Source organism: Streptomyces sp. NPDC002935 (genome assembly GCF_040611295.1).
GTDB lineage: Bacteria > Actinomycetota > Actinomycetes > Streptomycetales > Streptomycetaceae > Streptomyces.
The window spans coordinates 1-20,829 of record NZ_JBEXNW010000038.1 but is presented as its reverse complement, the minus strand read 5'-3'; the positions used below and the strand labels follow the sequence as shown (position 1 = coordinate 20,829).

The window sequence follows — 20,829 nt, the reverse complement described above, 5'->3', positions numbered from 1 at the left end:
TACTACGGCCATCGCAGTGCGCCTCCCCCTCCGATGGTGCGGGTCGGATCGTCCCAAAGGAGCGCAATGTGGCGCCCCCAGCCCATGTCCGCTGACCGTAGCGCTTCCGCCCGCAACGATCGCACTCGTTCTGGCAGTTGCTCGGATCTACCCCCGTGCATCAGTTCCCGCATGGTCCAGCGGAAATCGCCGCGCGGTGAATGGTCGGTCGGTCCTGTCCGCCGGTCCCAAAGCACCACCGGCACACCCGCGTCGAGTGCAGTGGCAAGCGCATCCGTCGTGACGGTGAGGGACGAGTGCTCAAGGACCACCGCACAGACGGACTTGGGGACGGCAGGGGGGCCGTACTGCACCGGTCGGTGATCGGGACCGAGCCACAACACCTCGTGCTCCGGCAGCGCGCTGCCAGCGGTGTAAGCATCCCAGCGCCGCGTCCATTCGCGGTGGGCGGGCGGGTCATTGGCGCGTTCGAGATCGCGGACGACGACGGAGCAATTCACACCGAGAGCGGGCTCCGGAGGGCCTCCTGCAGAGGGCTTTTCGTTTGTCACCCATTGGTCCACGGGCAGGCCGAGCAGGAACCGCGGCAGCAGGAACTCGACGCGCTTGGGTGGTCGGCCGCCCGTGTAGTCCCTGACGACTGCCATGAACTCGTTCATCATGGGCGGCACTTGGGACAGCGGCCGCGGCTCGTCCTCCTGGACCAGCGGCAGCCACCCGTCTTTGCCGTACCCCAGCCAGGCTGACAGCAGACAGGAGTCGCCGCGAGGCAGATAGGGCTGAAGGCTCAATACGAGAAGGGCGTCTTCATCAGTGGGTCTGACGGGCTCGTGGTCCGGCAGGGGCAGCCTGAGGCGGTGAGCGAACCGAGTACTCCACCCGCGTACCTCATCCCGCAGACGCTCCGGCACGTGGCGGCCCTTCACCAGTGCCTTGGTGAATCGCAGCACACGTGGCTCGCCGCCCCGTGGTGCCGGCAGATCCTCCAATACGGCGACAGCCTCGCCCGGATCGTCTGGCAGGCGTTCGACGACCGGGCTGGCCGCCCCAAGGTAAGCCGCGAGCCAGGGCCTACCCGGCACCGAACCCAGGATGGCCACCAGGTCGCGTCGTTCGCCCTCCTGCAACTCCTGGGGGAGGGAGAGACCTTCGACTAGCTGTCGCAAACGCGTCAGCGTATGGGCGTCGCCGCAGAACAACGTGAGCACGTCGACCAGCGTTGCGAGCCCGCCGGGAATACGCAGACATGTCCGAACGATCGCGAAGGCATCCGGCCGTACAGAGACGTGACGCGGTATCTGCGCCGAGATCTGCGGACCCAGTTCGCCAACGATCACCGTACGCGTGGGGTGATCAAGGAATTCAGGCAGGCCGAGCAGAACATCGACGAGCTCAGCCACTCCACCGAGTGCCCCTCTCGCGTCCGGCTCCTGCATCAGGTAAGCGGTCCGCAAGCCGTGCCGACTGCCACCATGCTGTGCCTCCAGGAGTTGGAATAGCTCCTAATTCTAGGGAGCCAAGTCAACTTCCGTGGTGGTTCGACAGTTTCGCCGAGGCCACCCCCACCGCCGTCGACGATTCCTCCGCGAGAGTGCGCAGGAGGTCTTCACCGACCTGATGAACCAGTTTGGCCTCACCCCGCGCCTGTGCCGGATCCCCGCCAACGCGTGGGTGCCGGGGCAGCAGTGCGGGTTCGATGCTGCCGCAGCCAGACCCGCCGGGGCCGTCCCCGCGAGGGGGACGCCGCAGCGGGCCAGGCCGTAGCGGCATCAGTGATTCGACGGGGGCCTTGCGGCGCCAGGCGCGGCCGAAGCGGGAGTGGAGCCGGGCCTGGTGGACGAGCCGCTCCTGCTCCAGCTTGATGACCTGCTCGTAGGGCTGGCCGCCTGTATCCAGGAGGTGGGTGCCGGTGTGCCGGGGCGGGGGTGTGGTGTTGCGAGTGGTGTCCGACCACGGGGGCCCGGTGGGGGAGGCGGGGGTTCGAGCAGGAACTGGTGGACCGGTTCCTGCTGGCCGGGGCGGGAGCGGGGATCTGGGACCGTTCACCGGCGGGGGATCGGGCCGTGCTGTTCGCGTTCGCCCGGTTCACGGGCTGCCGCTTGAGGGGGGTGCAGAACGTGAATGCGGACCAGTTCCTGTCCCATCTGCGCCGTGAGCGCGGCTTTGCCCTCGGAAGCCCCACGCACCGAGTCCGTCATCGCTGTTCCCGCGCCTCAGACCTTTCACCCAGCCCGGATCAGCCGGCGGTCCCCTTGAACGTTTTCGTCACAGCCTGCACCAGCCGGTCCGCGTACTCCCGCTCGGCATCCCTGAATTGCGGGTACTCGGTGACGAAGTGGTCCCACTCCACGTACCCGACCGCCTCGGCCACGTCCTCGAGGAGGATCCGCTCGCGGTACGGATATGGCCACTCGCCCGACAGCCGGAACACCTCGTGCAGTAGCTCGTAGCGGAGAGGATGCCGCTCGGCCAGCAGCACGGCGTCGTACAGATCCTTGCCCTGGGCGTGCATGTCGTTGATCAGCCACATCAACTTCCAGGCCAGAGACAGTTCAGGCGTGGCCGCCTGCACGACCGTGCCGCCCGGCAGCTCTGCCGGCCGGGGCGCTTCGGGCAGCCGCTCGTTGAATACGAAGTCGAGCTGGACATGGCCGCCCGGCAGCCCGGGCGAGACCCACGGCACGACCATGCGGCGGCCCGGTACCCGGTCGTAGGTCCAGATGTCCTCGACCACCGCACCCTGCGCCGAGATCCCGACCTCGCGTCCGCGCGCTTCGGCCAGCGTCTGCGCGGCCGCGGCGATCCCGCGCAGCATGTGGTCCGTACGGTCCTCGTCGATCCGCCAGGTGTCGGGGACGACGACGAAGTCCAGGTCACCGGGCTCGCGGGCGGCGTCCGGGAACCACACCGACATCAGCACGCTGCCCCGCAGCACCAGTGCGTCCACCCACTGCGACGCGGCGATCGCGTCCAGCACCAGGTGCAGGGCCCGGCGCCGGGCCGCCCGCCACGTCTCGCCCCGCGCCGGATCTCCGAAACGCGGGTCGGTCGCGCGGTAGGCCTTCTCGTGGTGCTTCAGCGACGGGTCGAAGACGGGACGCTGCACCACGTCGTCCCCTGCCACCCACTGCAGTGTCTTCGGCAGGTCCTGCGCACTGCGGGTGACCTCGTCCAGCGGTTCCCGGGGCAACTCGGTGCTCCGCCAGCCGAACCCGTCCCACGCCGTCCCACTCATCTCCGTACCCCCACAGGCTCCGCGATCCAACCGTCGTCCACGGACAGGTCACTGTCATCGAGCACGAACTCCCGCTCCACGCCCAGTACCACGAACCCGCCCAGCTCCCTCAGCAACTGCTCCAGCGCCCGCCCCGCCCCGTCGGCGCCCACCTCTCGGCACCGCTGCGTCACGAACCGCTCGTGCCGCGCGCCGGCCCGCACCCGCAAGGCGTTCCACGACAGATGGGCGCCGTGCGGCACCACCCGGGCCGCGAGCGCGGCCAGGTCCGTGTCCGCGTCGAGCAGCAGCTTCACGTGATGCTCGAAGTACCGTTCGTCGTCTCCGCCGAGCCGAGCCGGTACCTCCGCGGCCCACGGCGTGGACTCGGTCTTCACCCGTACCGGCTCGAAGCCGTCCGCACGAAGCCCCGCCACGACGTCCCGTACTCGCTCGGCCTGCTCAACGTACGACGAGGAACCGGACAGTGTGAGCATGGGCTGATCACGCATCCGGCCGCGCGCCAGCACGATATGTGTCAGCTTCAGACCACCCGAGGCCGCCCACCGCTGCAGCCGCACCCACTCGTCGGGGTCGGCACAGCGGACCGTCACATGCGATTCGTACAGGGAAGCGGACACCCGCGGATCCTGCCAGACCACGGCCACCCACGCCCATTCGACCCCCAGCTCCCGCAGCGCGTCGAACTGTTCCTGGGCGAGCCTGTCGCGCCTTGCTCTGGCGCTGCCAGCGCGTCGCCGAAAGCGCGACGTGGTATCCCGTGCTCACGCGGGACTGGTTCCAGGCGGTGTGCGCGTGTGCACCTGATTGCCTCGAGGGTTGACACTCGTCCGCTGGGATCCAGATGGACTTCGTCGGCGTCCTTGTCTGGGAAGTCCAGATTTGGGGGGCGGATGACGGAGGGGCCGCAGAGGCATGTCAGGTTACGGCTGGCCAGGCGGCGCACCGCGCCGGCCCGTGTACGGGCCCGGGTCCAGGAGGAACTGCCCGTGCCGGACCCGGACCCGGACCGGGACCCGACGCCGGAGTCTGAGCCGGCACCGGAACCCGATGCCGAGCCCGCGCCTGACGGCGGGCCGGCACCCGCAGCAGATCCGTCCCGGGCGCGGAGAGTCTGGAGCCGTGTGCGGCGCGCCAGGTGGTCGCACTTCATCACCGTGGGCGCCACGGCTCTTGCGGCGGTGGCTGCTATCGGGGGGCTGTGGGCGCAAGCCGTCACGACGTTCTGGAGTCAGCAGACAGCGAAGGACCAGCTTCGCCAGTCGCAGGAGGACCAGGAGAAGGAGGAACGTGCGCAGGCGATGGCTGTGTCCCTGTGGGTGGACCGGGCCGACGACACCGACGATACGAGTTGGAGACTGCATATCCTGAACCGCTCGCCGGACCCCGTGCCCTTCATGCAGGCGGCCTACCTCATCCGGGTCGGTGGGGGTGGCTCTGCTCGTGCCCTGGCGGTATCAGGTCCCGCCAACGCTTATCTCGTGGTGAACACGGCTCGGCTCGCGCCCTGTACGGAACTGGTCTTCTCGTCGAAGCAGGCAGGCCGCGACTGGGGGTCACCGAAGGCGAAAGTGTTTTTGCCACCGCCCGGCTCCCGGCTGCACTTTGACCAGTTCGCGTTCGCCTACTTCGTGGACCGCGATGGACGCTCGTGGTTGCGCTGGGGTCAGGGCCAGTTCGCTCCGTTCGACACTGAGATCTGGCGTCGCATCACTGCTCCGTCCGAAGAGATCATCTGGGAGAAGCAGACAACGGGTGATCCGGTGACGCGGCCGGCGGCGTCGTGCGGTGGGACTGACTGACACTCAACGGACGCCGGCAGCTGCGGGGCGGGCACCTTTGTGCCCTCCGGCGACGCGCTGGGGTGGCCGGTGCCGCTCTCCCCGGCGTTGGTGGCATCGTGCGCCGGTCTGCGCTCCTGCCCTCACCCGGTGCAGCATCCCGTCGGTTCTGCCGCGGATGCGAGTCCCGGGTCCTGCCGGGCGCGGGAATGACTGCGGGCTGGTCTGTGTTGTGCAGGGCGTGGTTGTGAAGGGGACAGTGTCCCCGGGCCTCACCTCTAGCCCATGAGGAAGATCGTTCGGCTGAAGCCTCATGGAGCCTTCCGCCGCGTAGGCGACCGCCCTTCACGGCCACACCTTTTCTCTTCGGCCCCGTCCTGGATCAGCTCCAGGGCGGGGCTTTCGTGCGCACGGCACCTCGGAGGCGCCGCGCCGTCGGCGGCTGCCGGACCGGGTGCGCCGCGCGGGGCAGGCGTCCCGGGCCGCCTGCCCCGCGCGTACGGGAGGGCGGGCGCAGGCGGGTGCGGCAGGGCGCTGGGGCCGCGTGGAAGCTGACGCGGTTCGCGGAGCCCCCGCATCCGGATCCCGTCTGACTGCGAGACGGGAGGGTGCAGATGTGAGGGGGACGGCGTCCCCTGCCACTTCTTTGCCGTCACCGACTTCGTGATGCGGGCCAAGAGCATCGTTGATCGGGGCGAGGTCCAAAGGAGAACCCGAACGTCGAGTACGCCTTCTAAAAGGACCTGAAGTCCCCCGTGGAGTTCATCGATCGAGCGGGCGTCAGAGCCCCTGGTGCGGAAGGTCGAGGACGTCTTCGTCAGCGACGGCGACGTGTGCATCCTCGTCATCGGCGACGAGATCCACCCTGCATATCGCGAACTCGGCCTCGGGCACGTGCTGCGCTGGCCTATTACGAGTCGTACGACGCTGCAGTTCGGACTCCAGGAGCCCGAATTGCACGGTGACCGTACTGGCGGGCCTAGCGCCGCAGGTGCCCGCTGAGCTGTGGGTTTCGCTCCTAGCCGCCTCATTCGCCCTGCGCTGCGTGGTGTTGAGCGCACTGGCACCCGTGGGCGGTCCTCTTTGTCAGTCAGGTGCCATAGATTCGTAGGGCCTCAAGGCAACCCTTCGTCTGGCGAAGGGAGATCCTTCGGATGCGGCCTGCCTCCTACAGCCGCCGCGGCCTACTGGATCTCCCTCTCGCCTTCGTCGGGTCCACCGCTTTGGCTGAGACAGGAGACCCATGAACGAACGTACCGCACGCCAAGGACATCGCTCCGATGCCCTCTCAGCGGACCCGGCGTTCCTCACGACGGTCGGGACCGATCCGCAGTCCGTGCAGCCGGAGCCGTTCTTCGAGCTGCGGTTCGCCGAGCTGCGTATCACCGTGCAGCGGCCGCCTTACAGGCTCATGGGCGCCCTGGTCACCGGAGCCGGCGCGGTATCCGTATGGCTCGCGCGCTGAAGCTCCCCTTGGTGTGGGCTCCGGGGCAGGTCGACGACCCGGAGCCCACGGAGCTGCACTACGGCTGTTCGTCCGTCTCGGACGGTCGGGGGCGGGTGCGGCGGCTGCGGAGGCGTGCTGCACTCCAGGCGGAGGCGGTGAGGACCAGTGCGGCGCCGAGGCTGCCGAAGAATTCGGGCAGCGAGGCGCGAAGGAGCTCGTACATGAAATACCCGGGCACGCCGAAGGACTCCCGAGCGTGCCCGTCTTCTTCCTTGTAGGAAAGTGATGGGCGTCCGGCCGCGTTTCCCGCCGTCCCGGCGACACAACCGTGCAGGCCGACACGCGCTTCCCGCAGCCCGGCTTCGACCCCCGTTCGTTGCTCTCGGGCGCCTCGTCCGAGGCGTGGTCCGCCTACCGAGGAGCCGTTACCCGGACCTCTGGGCCAGGACTCACCGGGTGAAACACCAGGTCAAGCACCACTCTGACCTGCCCGAGAAGGACCTTGTGCAACACCCTTTAGACGGCCCTCGCGGGCGTGGAACTGGCGGGCGGCGGCGAAGTTCGCGGCCCATCGGGAGTCCTGTGACCGGGGCGCGTCCGGTACCGGCTCGCCCTCTGCCGGGGGCTATGTCGCCCCTGCGGTTCGCCTGGCTGCAGGTGAACTGGATCGGTCGTGATGCGCCTGAGAGCCCGCCGGGGGTTGGGCTGTGTTGCCGGAAGGGTGATCACGCGGCGTCCCTCGCCGGGGCCGGTGCCCCGGGGCACGTCACAGGGCGAACGCCGGGACTCCGTGGGTACGGGTCACCCCGCGCACCGCCCGTGCCCGCGAGGGCGCTGCGGGCGGCGGCGTGAGGGCCGGCCCGATCAGCGGCATGACGGCCGTCAGCATCTCCGCCTCGCTCGCGGTGCCGTCCACGACCAGATCGGCCGCTGCCCGGGAGGGCGTGACGTGGGCTGCGTGGCGGTCCCTGCCGGTCTGCAGATAGTTGCGCAGGGACAGTCGGGGGTCCTGCCGCTGCATCTCGATCTTCCGGAGGATCTTGCGGGCCAGGCGTATGTCGTCGGGGGTGTCGACGTACACCCGCCACGCCGCCCGCCGGACCACGGACGGCAGTGACAGCGCGAACAGGCCCTCGACCACCACCAGCAGCACGCCGGGGCGCAGCAGCGCCGCGTCGATGGCGTGTGCCACCGCTGTCTCGTCGATCGACCCCGGATGGTTCCAGTCGAGGACGGCGTGCCCGTCGGCACTGACCGTCCACACACCCCTCAGGGGGTCGTGCGCGGGCACGTAGTAGTCGTCCAGATGGACCAGCGCCACGCTTTCGGGACACTGCAGCGACAGGGCTTCGGCAAGGGTGGACTTGCCGGATGCGGTGCCGCCTGCGACCGCCAGTACACCCGTCATATCGGGCGCTCCTCATGTGCTCAAAGGGGATAGACGAAGCGGCCGGACAAGCCGGGTGCAGGGAATGTACGGCGGCGTGATCGCCTGTGGCAAGCAGGGAAACGCGGCCCGGTTCAGCGGAGGCCAGGGCCGCGACCTCGGTCGACCTGCGCACCGGTTCTCGGCTATGCCACGGACCTTCAGCGTGGCGTAACGGCCCTTGGGCGCGGGCGTGACGTCGACGCGCGGGAACGAGTAGTCATGCATCCCACTCGACGTCTGCTCACCATGGCGGCGGCGGCTGCCGCCGTCGCCGCCGTCCTCGCGACCGCCCTGGCCGCTGCTCCGCAGGCCGCTGCCGCTTCCGCACCGTGCACGTCGACCTGGCGGGCCGTCCAGAAGGTGTCGGTGCGCAGGCCGGCATGGAACGAGAGACCGGTCGCGACGACACATTCGCCGATCGTGCGGTATCCGCGCCGGGGCGAGCGGGTGCGGTCATGCATCGTCGCCATCGGCCGGAACTCGTCGCAGTACCACGAGTGCGGCGGCGGAAGCCTGTGGCAGGTCTTACCCGGAGGCCAGGTGCCGTCCGGATGCCTGCGCCGCGCATGAGCAGACAAGCAGACCCGGCGCACCGCGACCACGACCAGACCCTCGCGCTCACCCTCGCCGTTCTGCTCCTGACCGGCAGTCGTACGGTGCATCAGGGAGCTGATCCAGACCAACCCTCAGCTGATGTACGCCCTGCGGCACGCCGGGGTGCAGCCCGGCGTGGTCGTGAGCGCTCGCGCCGTTCGGCCCGGGCTCAAGGTCGCTGAGGCTGACCATGCTCTCGCCGGGGAGCGGATCCACGGTGCTCTTCCCGCCGAGTTCCTCCAGGCCCGGGATCGGGTTGCCGTAGGGCGACTTGGTCGGGTGCCGCAGCAGCTCAAGGATGCGGCTTTCGACGGCCTCGCTCATCACGTGCTCCCAGCGACAGGCTTCGGCGTGGGCCCGTTCCCATTCCAGCCCGATCACGTCGACGAGCAGGCACTCCGCGAGCCTGTGCTTGCGCATCACGCGCGTGGCGATCCGCCGGCCCTCCCCGGTCAGCTCCAGGTGCCGGTCGCCGGCGACGTGCAGCAGACCCTTGCGCTCCATGCGGGCGACGGTCTGGCTGACGGTGGGGCCGCTCTGGTCCAGGCGCTCGGCGATGCGGGCGCGCAGGGGGACCGCGCCCTCTTCCTCGAGCTCCAGGATCGTGCGGAGATACATCTGAGTGGTGTCGATGAGTGGGGACATGCTGCCCGTCAGGCGGGGGTTTCGGCGGTGGCCGTCAGTACCGCACGGCCGAGGATGTGGCCGGTCATGGTGAAGCCGAGGACGGCCGGTGTGGCGTCGGCCGGGACGCCGATGGAGGTGACGTCGAGGGCGTGCACCACGACGAAGTAGCGGTGTGGGCCGTGCCCGGCCGGCGGGGCGGCGCCGATGAAGCGGGCCGCACGGGCGTCGTTGGGCAGCTGGAAGGCGCCCTCGGGCAGGCCCGAGCCGGCGTCGTCGCCGGCGCCCTCGGGCAGCTCGGTGACGGTGGCGGGGACGTCGGCGACCGCCCAGTGCCAGAACCCGGACCCGGTGGGGGCGTCGGGGTCGTAGACGGTGACGGCGTAGCTCTTGGTGCCTTCCGGGGCGCCGCTCCAGGACAGCTGCGGGGAGACGTCCTTCCCGCCGGGGACGCCGGAGGAGTACTGCTCGGGCGACCATGCGGCGCCGTCGGTGACGGTGGTGCTGGTAACGGTGAAGGAGGCCGCCTCGGGGAGGCGGGCGAAGGGGTCGTTGGCGCTCATCGCGTCGTTCCTTTCGGGCCGTGCCGTGGGTTGGCGGTGATGCGGCCGACGGGGCCCACAGCGTCGTGTGGAGGCACCGCCACCGCCTTTCACCGGCCGCTGGATCGACCATAACACCAATAATCGATTATTCGCTGGATCGTCTATGCTTGGGCCATGACTCAGACGGCCCACACCTCGACCTCACCGGGGAAGCAGATGCTCTCCGAGCAGGTCTACGCACACCTGCGGGACGCGATCATGCGCGGCAACCACGCCCCCCGGGACGCCCTCAAACCGCAGGACCTCGCCAAGGAACAGGGCGTGAGCCTGGCCGTCGTGCGCGAGGCGCTCGTGCGACTGGTCGGCGAGGGCCTCGCCGACCGGCTGCCCAACCGCGGCTTCGCCGTCCCAGCCTGCTCCGACCGCCGCTGGCAGGAGATCGCGGAGGCCCGCCGGACCATCGAACCGGTCGTACTGCGCATGTCCATCGAGCGCGGCGACCTCGACTGGGAGTCCCGTGTACGAGCCGCCCACCACCGCCTGGCCCGCACCCCGGCGTACGGGCCGGGGGAGGGCGAGTACTACAGCGGCGCATGGTCCGAAGCCCACCGGGTCTTCCACCGCACCCTGCTGGAGGGCTGCGGCAACTCCGTCCTGCTGGAGACCTTCGACCGGACGTGGACCGCGAGCGAACTGGCTCGCCGCTGGTCGGCGCACCGCGTCCCCGACCGGGACCACGCCGGCGAGCACCGCCGGCTGGAGGAGGCGGCGCTGGCCCGCGACGCCGACACCGCAGCTGAGGTACTGACCCAGCACCTCACCCAGACCGCGGCTGGACTGACCGACTGCACCCTCCGCGAACCCGCGAACTGAGCCTGATGCGCCTCGCCGACCCGGTGATCTGGTTCGAGCTCGCTATGCCTGGCGGAAGACAGTAGCGCCAGATCCTCGACGCTTCCCCTGCCGCGGCGGCGGGAGCCCTTCTTGCCGGCGTCAACGTCCTGGCTGGTCTCGGCGACGTTCACCGAGGTCTTCACGCAGCGTCCCGCCTCTTGCTCGAGTGTCATGAACCCGCCATGCTTGGCTCGTGAATCTACTCGCATAGATCCATCGCTTCGCCGCTCCACCTGACAGCGCGTCCGTCCGCACCCGCTCCCGGGAGGATCGCCCAGTGAGACCTCGTCAACCGCGCCGCCGTGGCGCCGCCGCCGTCACACTGTCTTTACTTGCCCTGTCCGTCGGTCAGACCGTCGCTGCCCTGCCCGCGGCCGCGGCCCCACCCGCTGCTGCCTCCACCGTCGCCGCGGCGCAGGACCAGGCCGCTCGTGCCATAGCCCGTTCCCTCTCCGACTCCGCCTGGCGTGCCCGCGTCCAGCATGCCGCCCTGACCACCGACGAGGTGTCCGTCACGGCGCTGGCCGGCCGTGCCGACAACGGCCTGAAGTCCACGCTGGCCGCGGCGGATCACCGGATCGCCGCCGCCAAGGGCCTCGACGCCGACATCGGTTCTTTGCTCCGGCTGCGACTCGGGGACCACACGATGCGCAGCGCACTGTCCGCCGGAAAGGCGCCCTGGGTAGCCCCCGCCACCGCCGATGACCACGCCACCACGATCATCGCCTACGACAGCCGGGGCCGAGCCCACACGCTCGACGCCCGCCACGCGCCCGCCCGTCCCGTGTACGTCGTCGACATCGACGGCTCCAAGGCACTGGCCGCCGGCCTGGATGTCCTGAACAAGCAACTGCGCCACTACGGCCTGGCCTCCGCCGCACCAGCACCAGCACCGAAGCCTGGCGCCACCAAGAAACCACAGGCCCAGGCGGCAGCCGGGGGCTTCTGGACCACCCGCATCAGCGCGGTGGAGCTGTCGGACGACGAGGAGCCCTGGATCAAGGGCGACGCCGAGATCTACACGCTGGTCACCGGCTTCGGGCAGGACGGCAACGTACGTGTCGACCCCGTCGACATGCCCTACCTCGACAATGACGGCACCGTCTACCGGCCCGGCCAGATCCTGGTCAACTGGTCGAACTACAAGTACAACCTGGCCGACGCCGTGATGATGGAAGAGGACGGCAGCACCAACTACCGCGACCTCGCCAAGGCCATCGCCACCGCCCTGCTCACCATCACCGACCAGGGAACCTACATCCCCCTGGTGAACGCGATCCTGGACGCCATCCCGAACGACTGGTGGACGGACGATCCCGACTACGTCGACTCCTGGTACACCCTGGCCAGCAGCGACAACGGAACCCGCCACGGCGCTCGCGGCAACGGCTGGATGACCGTCGAGCCGTACTTCGTCCAGCAGTTCTGAACCGCACGACGGACCTCCGAAGCACACGACCCTGACGGGGCTGCGGGCCGGTGCGTGACACCACCGGCCCGTTCCACGCACCCACCAGCCCGGCTGGGGCTCGCCGTCCCCACCGCGTTCAAGGCGCCAGCACCTCACCCCGATCTCGCGCGCATCAGCTGCGCCGACACGCCCCGCGCACGGGCGGTTTCCTTGACAGCAACCTCGGAGGCGGTGAAATGGGGGCCTGGGCCGCCATCGCCGTACCCCCTTGGCCGGCCCTCGCCCGCCATCCCGCCGCACGCATTCGGACACGGCCTCCCTCACGCCGGGCTCGACAGCCGCTCCCGGCGTACGTATCACCCGTAGCCCGACGGCCTGGGCACTCGCCGTCTACTGCGGTCTCGGTGGAGCGGGGGCGCATGGTCTTCTCGTAGGTGCGGATGGCGTCGTCGACGGTGGCGGAGTCGGCGAGGGCGAGGGCGAGTTCGTCGGCGTCAAACATGGCGTGGTTGACGCCGACGCCGAGCGGGGGCATGAGGTGGGCGGCGTCGCCGAGCAAGGTCACGGTCGGGTTGTGTTCCCAGGGGGTGCGGGACGGGGAGGGCGAAGATCGGGCGGTCGACGTAGGGGCCGTCGTTGTCGGTGATCATCTGGCGCAGGCGGGGCGACCAGTGGGCGTACTCGTCGAGGAGCAGGGCGCGGATGCCGTCGGCTGCATGGGCACCGCCCAGGCCGGCCAGTTCAGCAATGTCGGGGTGGCGGTTCTCGACGTCGGAGAACCAGGCCTCCAGGAAGCTCACCCCGGTGTACTGGGGAACGGCGGGGGACACGGCCGGGCGTACCCGGGAGAGGGCGCCGTCGGCGCCGATGACCAGATCGGTCTCGATGGTCGTGCCGTCGGGGAAGTGCAGCTGCCGCGGCCCGTCGGCGGGCCCGCTGATCGTGTCGAGGGCTTGGCCTGACCTCGAACCCCGGCAGACCCACCAACGCCCCCTCCTCAACCGCATAGGGCCGCGCATCGCTGCACGTCGATTTCGAGGACGACCCACGGGAGTTGCACTTCGACGCCTGCGGGTTCAAGCCGACGAACGCATGTCTCATCGCGCTCTGCGCCTGGCTCAGCACACCGCGCACCCTGCTATGGACAGCCGAGAAGCCCCTGGTAGGACACGCTCAGGCCGTAGGGAATGGCTGCTCACACGGCAATGGCGGGGCGCATTGAGCTGCAGCCCAGCCGAGCAGGAACACACCAGAACTTCACCATGGCACGACTCCATTGTCGTCGAACATCTGACCGGTAGGGCCGTCGTCAGGCAGAGCCGCCAACCGGATGGCGATCGCCGCGCCCTGCTCGGGGGTGTGAGTCCCGCTGAACCCATTGAGGTCGGTGGCCACGTAGCCGGGGCAGGCGTTGTTGATCAAGATGTTGGTGTCACTCAGCTCCTTGGCGTACTGGATGGTGACGGCGTTGAGGTAGGTCTTCGTCGGCGCGTAGGCCCCGCTGATCCCGCCGAGGTCGACACCGGGCGTGGCCTGCAGGGCCAGCGAGCCGACATGGCTGGACTGGTTGACGATCCGCGGGTGTGCCGAGCGGCGCAACAGCGGCAGCATCGCGTTGGTGACCCGGATGACGCCGATGACGTTGGTCTCCACCAGCCGCCGCACGGTCTCCAGGTCGAGGGTCGTGGGCCTCTCCGGCCAGCCGCCCGCAACGCCGGCGTTATTGACCAGCACGTCGAGGCGTCCCGCTCGCTCCTCGATCAGCTGCACCGCGGCGGTCGCGCTTTCGTCGTCGGTCACGTCCAGGGGCACGCCGAACGCGTCGGCACCTGCCGCGCGCAGTTTCGCCACGGCGTCCGTCCTGCGCTCCTCGTCCCGGGCGCCGACACCGACGCTCCAGCCCAATGCGCCCAGCCCGGCCGCGATCTCGTACCCGATTCCCTTGTTCGCGCCGGTGACCAGCGCGATTGTCTTCTCGCTCATGACAGCGATCATGGCCGTGCTTCGACCATGCACCAACACCACCTCGGTAACGCACCAATACCCGAGCGACATAAATCGACTGTCCGCGCAGCTACTGTGCAGGTATGGAGATACGCGAGTTGCGGTACTTCGTCGCCCTCGCCGAGGAACTGCACTTCGGCAGGGCCGCCCAGCGTCTGGAGATGGCCCAGCCGCCCCTGTCCCGCGCGATCGCCCGGCTCGAACGACAGCTCGGTGTCATGCTGTTGGAGCGCACCACCCGTAAGGTCACGCTCACCGAAGCCGGGGCCGTACTGCTGTCCGAGGGGCGCGCGATCCTCAGCGCGGTGGCCGCAGCCGAGCGGCGTACCCAGCAGGCTGTGCAAAGGCGCCCCCGCCTCGTCCTCGCCGTGAAGTCCGGCACCGCCGACGAGTTGCTGGCCAAACTGCTCGACGCCTACCGCGCGGAGCCCGGCGCAGCCACCGTCGATCTGCTGCTCTGCGAGGCCCACCAGCAACAGACATTGCTGCAGGACGGGCAAGCCGACGTGGCTCTGCTGCACCTGCCGTTCGACTCGACGGCCGGACTCGACACCGAAACCCTGTACACCGAGGGGCAGGTGGCGATCCTGCCCATCTCTCACCCACTTGCCGGCCGCTCACAGATTCGGATGGCCGAGGTCACCGCATTGCCGGAACTCCCGATGGCGCGCTGGCCCGGTCCCGGCGGCAGCTATCCGGAGGGACCAGGGGCAGAGGTACGGAACCTGACACAGCTCTTCCAACTGATCGCGCTCGGCCGTACCACCGTGATCATGCCCGAGTCCGCCGGCGCCGAACTGCGCCGGGATCTCACCGCCGTGCCGGTCCTGGATGCACCACCCGTGACGACAGTGATCGCTTGGCCGTCGCAGAGCCGACTTCGCGCAGTTGCCGACCTGATCCGCGTAGCAACACGTCTTTGACCGGCTGCTGTGTATCTGCTCGCGTGGAATGCGGCCGACCGCCATCTCGGGAGATCCCGGTGGCATCCTCAACACCTACGGTGCACCGTTGATCAACGTCGATGGCCGCTGCCGGACAACGCCTACGGAGGCTGCGAGGCAAGCCCCCGTATTCGCGGCGGGAGCGTGCCGCTCTGCGCCTGACGTGCCAGAGCAACGGTCTGCTCGGCATCGTCCTGGTACAGCGTGACCAGGGCCCGCCGGACCAGTGCGTACCCGGCCAGTGCCCGGTCGCCACCGGCCGCGGCAAGGTCCACTGCACGCTGCGTCCACCACAGCGCCGCCTGTTCGTCGCCCGTTTCCTGTACCAGCCAGCCGACGTATTCGGCATATCGGGACCCCAGCGCCAGTAACTCCTGGCGGGTGCGGGGATCCACGTGCGCGGACAGTTCCCGCAGCGTATGGGTCTGCGCTATCAGTCCCGGCAGCAGGAATCCGGGCTCAACGCTCTGGCCGAGTCGCCTGTAGTGCGTGAACAGTGAGCGGGATGCATCCAACATCCCGACACCCCCGGTCGTCGATACCCGGCCCTGGTTGCCCGTACCCCCGCTCACCAACGAGGCTGCCCCGGCGCTCACGACCTCCCGCCGGCCCACAGGCTGAAACCAGCTCGAACCACCCGGCGACAGCCGCATCACCCACTCCTCCTCATCGATTCCGTAGCGAGCCGGTTCCTTCGACGTACCAGTAGCGGGCGTGGCGACCAAGCCGATCAGCGCACCGCCGGCGTGCAGGGCGGCGTCGCACAACCGAGCCAGATCACGGCTGGGCGCCTTGATGCCTCGTTCGACCTTGCTCAACTGCGCCTTGCTGTAGTGCACGACGGCGGACAACGCTGTGAGACTCAAGCCGGCGCCCAAGCGCCGCTTCCTCAGCTCTTCGCCGAACCCTCTGGACGGCTGCGGCACGGAAACCTCCAGGACCGTCCATCCAGGTGCAAGAGGTTGCTGCACGAATGAATGCGACCCCCTGACTGGGCGGACAAGGCAGATGGCACTGTTTCCCGTTTCCTCTCCGTACGCGGGACGCGCTACTCCCGAAGCGACAGGCCGCGTTGACTGCCGCCCGATATGAAGTGACCGCTCACCCTGAGGTTGGGGCCCGCCCCGCCATCCAGGTGCGTTCGCGGGGAAGGTCAAGCAACTCAAGAGCACCAAGGCGGTCGCCCAGATGCTGCGCATCTCCCAGCGCACCGTCGAGCGGTACGTCAAAGACCAGATCAACACGCCGCGCCCGACCGCGCCGTGCCCTGGAGTGCGAGGTGAAGAAGCGGTGGCAGCCGCAGATTCGCGCCCAGGCGCCGCAGAAGGCGGCGACTACTGGGGGCATTGTCATCGACACCCGCGCCCGCTTCGGCTACACCGCGCCGAACGCCAGAAGCCGGGGCCCGGCCGGCGGGTCATCGCCGTCGACGGCAAAACACTTCGGGGCTCCCGCACCGCGAAGCGGCCAGCCGTCGCACTGATCGCGGCGATGCCCCACACCGGCCAGGTCCTCGCCCAACGGTAGATCGACGATAAGAGCGATGAGATCCCGGCCTTCGCCCCGCTCCTGGACGGCATTGACCTGACCGGCGCGGTGATCACCGCCGACGCTCCCTCGGCCGCGCCCTCTGCGCCGCCGCGCGGGTGTCAGTAGGTCGAGCCGGCCGGCACTCCTCGGGGCCGCGGCGCGCGCAGCCGCGGCCCCGCTCCCGTACGGTCAGCGCGGACACGGCCCTGCAGCTCCTCAGGGAGGCGCACGGTGAGCTGGACGTCGGCCCCAGGCCGTTCGCGGCCTTTCCTGGACGTCTCCGGCATATGGGCCCCGACCGCGGCGTTCACCGCTGCCGAGGCCCATATGCCCTCTGCCACCCAGCAGTTCGCAGCCCTGGCCGAACAGACCGCAGCCCGCCTTGTCCGTGGCCGCGGGCAAGGAGCTGTCGCCGGCGCAGTGCGTGTTGTACGCGGGCGTTGCCGGGCCCTGCGCTAGAAGGTCAGGTTCCAGGCGTCGATCTTGCCTGTGTCGGAGGCGGCGTTGTCGTTGACGCGCAGCTTCCAGGTGCCGTTCGCGACCTCCGAGGAGGCGTTTACGGTGTAGGTCTGGGCGATGTTGTCGGCGCTGCCGCCGGCGTGGTTGTGCAGCGTGTAGACGGTGCCGTCCGGCGCCACCAGGTCGACCTTCAGGTCACCGATGTAGGTGTGCTTGATGTCCACACCCACCTTGAGGGCGGCCGGGGCGTTGCCGGTCACGCCGGTTATGGCGATTGGGCTCTCCACGGTTGCGTTGTCGTTGATGGCGAAGTCCGCGAGGTTCTCGAAGTACTTGCCGGGCGGCGGGGTGGTCCCGACGGCCTTGAGGGCGTCGACTTGTCCTTCGCCGAAGAACGAATTGTTGGCCGTCGTGCCCGTGCAGCGGCTGTCCGAGGGGCAGGCGATGTCGTTGGCCTGGGCGGCCAGCTTGGCGCGGATCTGCGCCGGGGTGATGCCCGGGTTGGCGCTGGCGATGAGTGCCGCCACGCCGACCACGTGCGGGGTGGCCATCGAGGTGCCGCTCTTGCTGCCGTAGCCGCCGCCGGGGACGGTGGAGTACACGTTGCTGCCCGGCGCCGCGACGTCGATGACGCCCTGCCCGTAGTTGGAGAACGAGGCCTTGGTGACGCCCGTGCCGTTGGCCGCGACCGTGACCACGCCCGGCAGCTCGGTCGGGATGTCGAGGCAGGCGTTGGTGATGGTGCGGGTGACCGGCGTCGAGTCGTTCGGGCTCGCGGAGTCGGTCGTCTTGTGGGCGAGGTCGTAGTTCTCGTTGCCCGCGGCGGCGATCTGGAGGGAGCCCTTGCCCTCGGCGTACTCCTGGGCGCGCTTGACGCCCTCGATGATGGCGGCCTGGTCGATGTTGTCCGGGCAGTTGAACTGCCACGGGTCCGTGTAGTAGCTGTTGTTGGTGACCTTGAAGCCGTGGTCACCGGCCCAGACGAAGCCGCAGATGGTGTTCTCGGCGAAGAAGAAGGAGTTGCCCGGCTCGGCGACCCGGACCGCGGAGATCTTCACCCCGGGGGCCACGCCGACGACGCCCTTGCCGTTCTTGGCCGCGGCGATGGTGCCCGCTACGTGGGTGCCGTGCGTGTCGACGTCCCGCCAGGCGCCGGCACGGGTGTCGGGCTTGCCGTAGGCGCAGGAGACTGAGTCGGCCGCGTCGAAGTTGGGCGCCAGGTCCTGGTGCTGGTCGTCCACACCGGTGTCCAGGATGCCGACTGTGACGGAGGCGGAGCCCGGGTTCACGGCCCAGGCCTGGTCGGCCTTGATCTGGCTCATGTCGGCCCGGACCGGTTCTCCGGCCGGGGTCGAGGCCTGGGCCGGATTGGCCGGGAGCGCCGGGTTGTAGGCGTCGGCCGGGACGTCCGAGGTGCGCGTGGCGCCGACCTGCTGCACGCCGGTGACGCCGCGCATGGTGGCGGCGAACCCGCTGGACGCCGAGTGGGCGACGATCACGCCGATGGCGTCGAAGTTCGAGAAGACGGTGCCGCCGTTGGCCGCGATCGCGGAGCGGACCGCCGAGCTGTCACCGGGGGCGGTGATCACGAGGTAGGCGCGCGTGCCGGCCACCCAGGTCGCACTCTGGGAAGCCGGCACGGCGGCCGGAGCGTGGGCCTTGGCGGCTGGCGCGGGGGAGGGGTCGATGGGGAGCGTGCCCGCGAGGGCGCCCGGGGCGCCGAACGCGAGGACGGCGCCGAGCGTGGCCGCCAGCACCAGCGTGCGTCTAGACCGGCTGGATATGTGGGGTATCAAAGCGTCCTCCGGAGACGGCCCGGCCGTGCTGAGGGCACCGGCGGGGCCGTACGAAACGAGTGGTGGATGCAAGATGTCAGGTGCATGCTCCCGTACGGAAGTACCTTTCCGCGCAGGGGCGTTATAGGGGAATGGCTGAAAAGGACGTACTCCGGGCATCGGGGGGTCGGGATCCACCGGGAGCTCGGCGACGTCGACCGCGCCCTGGCGTACGCCGCCGACCTGGTGACGGCCATCGACGGGGTGGACCGGCTGCTGGCGTGGTGGCTGACCGAGGTGCGCCCGCAGTTCGGTGACCAGCCCGCCGGCGGGCAGGCCGTCTGCTGCCCAGCCGCTGGCACTCCCTCGAGGACGGGAGGCGTCCGGCCTGTGCGGTCACCCTGCGCGACGGAGACCAGCGTCCGGAACCCGTCCCACTTGGGCTCCACAGCGCAGCCCGGCCGTAGATCGGGCTCGGGCACGGGGGCGCTCAGCATCGGTTCTGGCAGCATCCACGTCGCAGTGGATGCCTTCCACCAGATGTCCCGGTGCTGTCCTCTTGCCTTTACGCGGGGACCGAGGCGAGGGCGTGTTCGTCGCCCAGCGCCGCGAGGTGGCGTTCGGCGTCCAGGGCGGCCTGGCAGCCGCTGGCGGCGGCGGTGATGGCCTGGCGGTAGGTGCGGTCGACGACGTCACGGCATCTACGCCGGCGGCCTCGACGCGCTCCTGCGCACGGTCACCGCCGCCTGACTGCACCCCGGCACGCCGGGCACCGAAAGGGTTGTGGGGAAAGTCAGTGACATCCCTCACGGGCCCGGTCCTCATCAACGTGCCGCGATAGTACGTGGCGTGTGGCTGATATAGGCGGATCTGGCATATGGAAGCAGGCATACGCGGCATCTCGGCCGGGGGCACCGGCCCGGGTCACCGGCCTCGAGCCGCCGGACCGCCTCTGCCGTCCTTCTGACGGAGTGTGAGGCGCCGTCGGCGTCCGGCGCGGCGGCCCCGCACAATCCCGGGCCGGATTCAAGGGTGCCCTCGCCTACTAGGCGAGGTAGTGGAAGCCCCCGTTGTCGTGCCCTCCCGCGGCTTTTAACAATGACGGCCCCGCAAGGCGTCCCCGCAGGTCAAGCACAGTGTCTGTGTGAAACCGAGCCCGCCGGAGGCGCAAGGAGAGTCGACCGAACGAGGTCCGCATGAGGAACCACCGGAAGCACGGCAGGAAGACGCGCCGCCGGCCCATAGCCGTCGCCGTCCTGGCGATGGGCGCGGTGGCGGTGCCGTCGGCCGCCATGGCGTGCATGGGCGACGAAGGAGCCGAGGCCATCACCGCCACGTCCAGCGGTCCCTGGACGGACGGGAGGAAAGCGTCCTGGGACGGACACCGGACGGACGGGAGGAAGGCGTCCTGGGACGGGCACCGGGGGCGGGACGTCCGGACCGCGAAGCCCACGGCGACGGCTTCGCCCTCGGCCTCGCCGACGACCTCTCCCAGGACTGAGGCGCCCGCCCCGGAGAAGTCCAAGGCGCCCGTCTCGAAGGCGATCACCCCGCCGGCCCCGACGAGGACCGCCGCCGCGCCGAAGCCGACTGCCGTGCCCCCCTCGACGACCGTCGCACCGAAGCCGCCCACCATCACGGCTCCCGCCGCAGGCGCGGCGACCCCCGCGTCCGCCGCCGTCGTCCGCGTGGTCGCTCTGGTCAACAGCGAGCGCGCCAAGGTCGGTTGCTCCCCGGTCGCGCTGAACGCGAAGCTCTCGCAGGCCGCCCAGGCCCACAGCGCGGACATGGCGAGCCACAACACCATGTCGCACACCGGTTCCAACGGGTCCGACCCGGGACAGCGGATCACGCGCGCGGGCTACCTCTGGAGCACCTACGGCGAGAACGTCGCGTACGGGTACTCCACGCCCGAGCAGGTCATGGCGGGCTGGATGGCCAGCGCCGGCCACAAGCGCAACATCCTGGACTGCGGCTTCAAGGAGATCGGTGTGGGGGTGGCGCAGCCCGGCAACTACTGGACGCAGGACTTCGGCACGGCCCGCTGACGCTCACGGGGCCCACGCCCGTCATGGCCCGCCGACCATCACGCCGGCCGCGGCCGCTCCGCTCGCTCCGGAGCGGCCGCGGCCGGCGTGGGTGCCGTTCTGCCCAGGG

The 20,829-nt window shown here is 69.7% G+C and carries 17 protein-coding genes and 7 pseudogenes; 11 read left to right on the top strand and 13 right to left on the bottom strand.

The window, feature by feature from the left end; genetic code table 11:
- Positions 1-2 precede the first annotated feature (2 nt).
- From ABZX90_RS35840 to ABZX90_RS35825, 4 genes and pseudogenes are all read right to left on the bottom strand, one after another.
- Positions 3-1,400, bottom strand: a complete 1,398-nt coding sequence (locus ABZX90_RS35840; RefSeq protein ID WP_355212064.1) for a hypothetical protein — start codon at positions 1,398-1,400, stop codon at positions 3-5.
- A gap of 277 nt (positions 1,401-1,677) precedes the next feature.
- A pseudogene (locus ABZX90_RS35835) lies at positions 1,678-1,875 on the bottom strand (hypothetical protein); the annotation flags it as partial.
- Between the two features lie 361 nt (positions 1,876-2,236).
- Positions 2,237-3,235 carry a nucleotidyl transferase AbiEii/AbiGii toxin family protein gene (locus ABZX90_RS35830; protein ID WP_351131471.1) on the bottom strand — a complete coding sequence of 333 codons (999 nt, stop codon included), beginning with the start codon at positions 3,233-3,235 and terminating at the stop codon, positions 2,237-2,239.
- Positions 3,232-3,855 carry a hypothetical protein gene (locus ABZX90_RS35825; protein ID WP_351131469.1) on the bottom strand — a complete coding sequence of 208 codons (624 nt, stop codon included), beginning with the start codon at positions 3,853-3,855 and terminating at the stop codon, positions 3,232-3,234. Before ABZX90_RS35825 ends, ABZX90_RS35830 begins: the two co-directional genes overlap by 4 nt.
- A 369-nt stretch (positions 3,856-4,224) precedes the next feature.
- Between ABZX90_RS35825 and ABZX90_RS35820 the strand changes: the two genes are divergently transcribed.
- The 3 genes from ABZX90_RS35820 to ABZX90_RS35810 all read left to right on the top strand — a co-directional run bounded on the left by ABZX90_RS35820 (position 4,225) and on the right by ABZX90_RS35810 (position 6,481).
- Positions 4,225-5,037 carry a hypothetical protein gene (locus ABZX90_RS35820; RefSeq protein WP_351131467.1) on the top strand — a complete coding sequence of 271 codons (813 nt, stop codon included), beginning with the start codon at positions 4,225-4,227 and terminating at the stop codon, positions 5,035-5,037.
- A 771-nt stretch (positions 5,038-5,808) separates the two neighbouring features.
- Entirely contained in the window at positions 5,809-6,018 is a 210-nt protein-coding gene (locus ABZX90_RS35815; RefSeq protein WP_351131465.1) for a hypothetical protein, read from the top strand.
- A 241-nt stretch (positions 6,019-6,259) separates the two neighbouring features.
- Positions 6,260-6,481 carry a hypothetical protein gene (locus tag ABZX90_RS35810; RefSeq protein ID WP_355212059.1) on the top strand — a complete coding sequence of 74 codons (222 nt, stop codon included), beginning with the start codon at positions 6,260-6,262 and terminating at the stop codon, positions 6,479-6,481.
- A 58-nt stretch (positions 6,482-6,539) separates the two neighbouring features.
- On the opposite strand, the gene ABZX90_RS35805 is transcribed toward ABZX90_RS35810, so the two are convergent.
- Both ABZX90_RS35805 and ABZX90_RS35800 read right to left on the bottom strand, forming a co-directional pair.
- A complete protein-coding gene (locus tag ABZX90_RS35805; protein WP_355212056.1) occupies positions 6,540-6,701 on the bottom strand; it encodes a hypothetical protein in 162 nt (53 codons plus the stop codon).
- 528 nt (positions 6,702-7,229) lie between these two features.
- Positions 7,230-7,871, bottom strand: a complete 642-nt coding sequence (locus tag ABZX90_RS35800; RefSeq protein ID WP_355212053.1) for a hypothetical protein — start codon at positions 7,869-7,871, stop codon at positions 7,230-7,232.
- A 240-nt stretch (positions 7,872-8,111) separates the two neighbouring features.
- Here ABZX90_RS35800 and ABZX90_RS35795 point away from each other — a divergent pair, with 240 nt between their 5' ends.
- Together ABZX90_RS35795 and ABZX90_RS35790 are read left to right on the top strand one after the other, a co-directional pair.
- Positions 8,112-8,462 carry a hypothetical protein gene (locus tag ABZX90_RS35795; protein WP_355212050.1) on the top strand — a complete coding sequence of 117 codons (351 nt, stop codon included), beginning with the start codon at positions 8,112-8,114 and terminating at the stop codon, positions 8,460-8,462.
- Positions 8,463-8,540: 78 nt separating this feature from the next.
- Positions 8,541-8,633, top strand: a pseudogene (locus ABZX90_RS35790) (dihydrofolate reductase); the annotation flags it as partial.
- On the opposite strand, the pseudogene ABZX90_RS35785 reads toward ABZX90_RS35790, so the two are convergent.
- Positions 8,634-9,131 (bottom strand): annotated as a pseudogene (locus tag ABZX90_RS35785) (metal-dependent transcriptional regulator); the annotation flags it as partial.
- An 8-nt stretch (positions 9,132-9,139) separates the two neighbouring features.
- Positions 9,140-9,673, bottom strand: a complete 534-nt coding sequence (locus ABZX90_RS35780; RefSeq protein WP_351135034.1) for a YbhB/YbcL family Raf kinase inhibitor-like protein — start codon at positions 9,671-9,673, stop codon at positions 9,140-9,142.
- Between the two features lie 156 nt (positions 9,674-9,829).
- On the opposite strand from ABZX90_RS35780, the gene ABZX90_RS35775 reads away from it, so the two are divergent.
- Both ABZX90_RS35775 and ABZX90_RS35770 read left to right on the top strand, forming a co-directional pair.
- Positions 9,830-10,528, top strand: coding sequence for a GntR family transcriptional regulator (locus tag ABZX90_RS35775; protein ID WP_355212047.1), 699 nt, complete (start codon positions 9,830-9,832; stop codon positions 10,526-10,528).
- Positions 10,529-10,826: 298 nt separating this feature from the next.
- Positions 10,827-11,978, top strand: a complete 1,152-nt coding sequence (locus ABZX90_RS35770; protein ID WP_355212044.1) for a DUF3103 family protein — start codon at positions 10,827-10,829, stop codon at positions 11,976-11,978.
- Between the two features lie 376 nt (positions 11,979-12,354).
- On the opposite strand, the pseudogene ABZX90_RS35765 reads toward ABZX90_RS35770, so the two are convergent.
- Positions 12,355-12,919: pseudogene (locus ABZX90_RS35765) on the bottom strand (FAD-dependent monooxygenase); the annotation flags it as partial.
- Between the two features lie 62 nt (positions 12,920-12,981).
- Here ABZX90_RS35765 and ABZX90_RS35760 point away from each other — a divergent pair.
- A pseudogene (locus ABZX90_RS35760) lies at positions 12,982-13,068 on the top strand (acetyltransferase); the annotation flags it as partial.
- A 149-nt stretch (positions 13,069-13,217) separates the two neighbouring features.
- Here ABZX90_RS35760 and ABZX90_RS35755 read toward each other — a convergent pair.
- A complete protein-coding gene (locus ABZX90_RS35755; protein ID WP_351135037.1) occupies positions 13,218-13,955 on the bottom strand; it encodes an SDR family NAD(P)-dependent oxidoreductase in 738 nt (245 codons plus the stop codon).
- 92 nt (positions 13,956-14,047) lie between these two features.
- Here ABZX90_RS35755 and ABZX90_RS35750 point away from each other — a divergent pair, with 92 nt between their 5' ends.
- Positions 14,048-14,887 (top strand): LysR family transcriptional regulator, encoded by an 840-nt coding sequence (locus ABZX90_RS35750; RefSeq protein WP_351135028.1) that lies wholly within the window; start codon positions 14,048-14,050, stop codon positions 14,885-14,887.
- A 122-nt stretch (positions 14,888-15,009) separates the two neighbouring features.
- On the opposite strand, the gene ABZX90_RS35745 is transcribed toward ABZX90_RS35750, so the two are convergent.
- Positions 15,010-15,834: a helix-turn-helix transcriptional regulator gene (locus tag ABZX90_RS35745; protein ID WP_355212040.1), complete on the bottom strand. Its 825-nt coding sequence runs from the start codon at positions 15,832-15,834 to the stop codon at positions 15,010-15,012.
- A gap of 262 nt (positions 15,835-16,096) precedes the next feature.
- Here ABZX90_RS35745 and ABZX90_RS35740 point away from each other — a divergent pair.
- Positions 16,097-16,292 (top strand): annotated as a pseudogene (locus ABZX90_RS35740) (XRE family transcriptional regulator); the annotation flags it as partial.
- A gap of 601 nt (positions 16,293-16,893) precedes the next feature.
- Here the strand turns inward: ABZX90_RS35740 and ABZX90_RS35735 are convergent.
- Together ABZX90_RS35735 and ABZX90_RS35730 are read right to left on the bottom strand one after the other, a co-directional pair.
- On the bottom strand, positions 16,894-18,654 hold the full coding sequence (locus tag ABZX90_RS35735; RefSeq protein ID WP_355212037.1) for a S8 family serine peptidase: 1,761 nt from the start codon (positions 18,652-18,654) through the stop codon (positions 16,894-16,896).
- Between the two features lie 583 nt (positions 18,655-19,237).
- A pseudogene (locus ABZX90_RS35730) lies at positions 19,238-19,366 on the bottom strand (thioredoxin-disulfide reductase); the annotation flags it as partial.
- A 502-nt stretch (positions 19,367-19,868) separates the two neighbouring features.
- Here ABZX90_RS35730 and ABZX90_RS35725 point away from each other — a divergent pair.
- The gene (locus ABZX90_RS35725; RefSeq protein ID WP_355212034.1) at positions 19,869-20,720 is read left to right on the top strand and encodes a CAP domain-containing protein; all 852 of its coding nucleotides are present in this window, start codon (positions 19,869-19,871) and stop codon (positions 20,718-20,720) included.
- Positions 20,721-20,829: the final 109 nt, after the last annotated feature.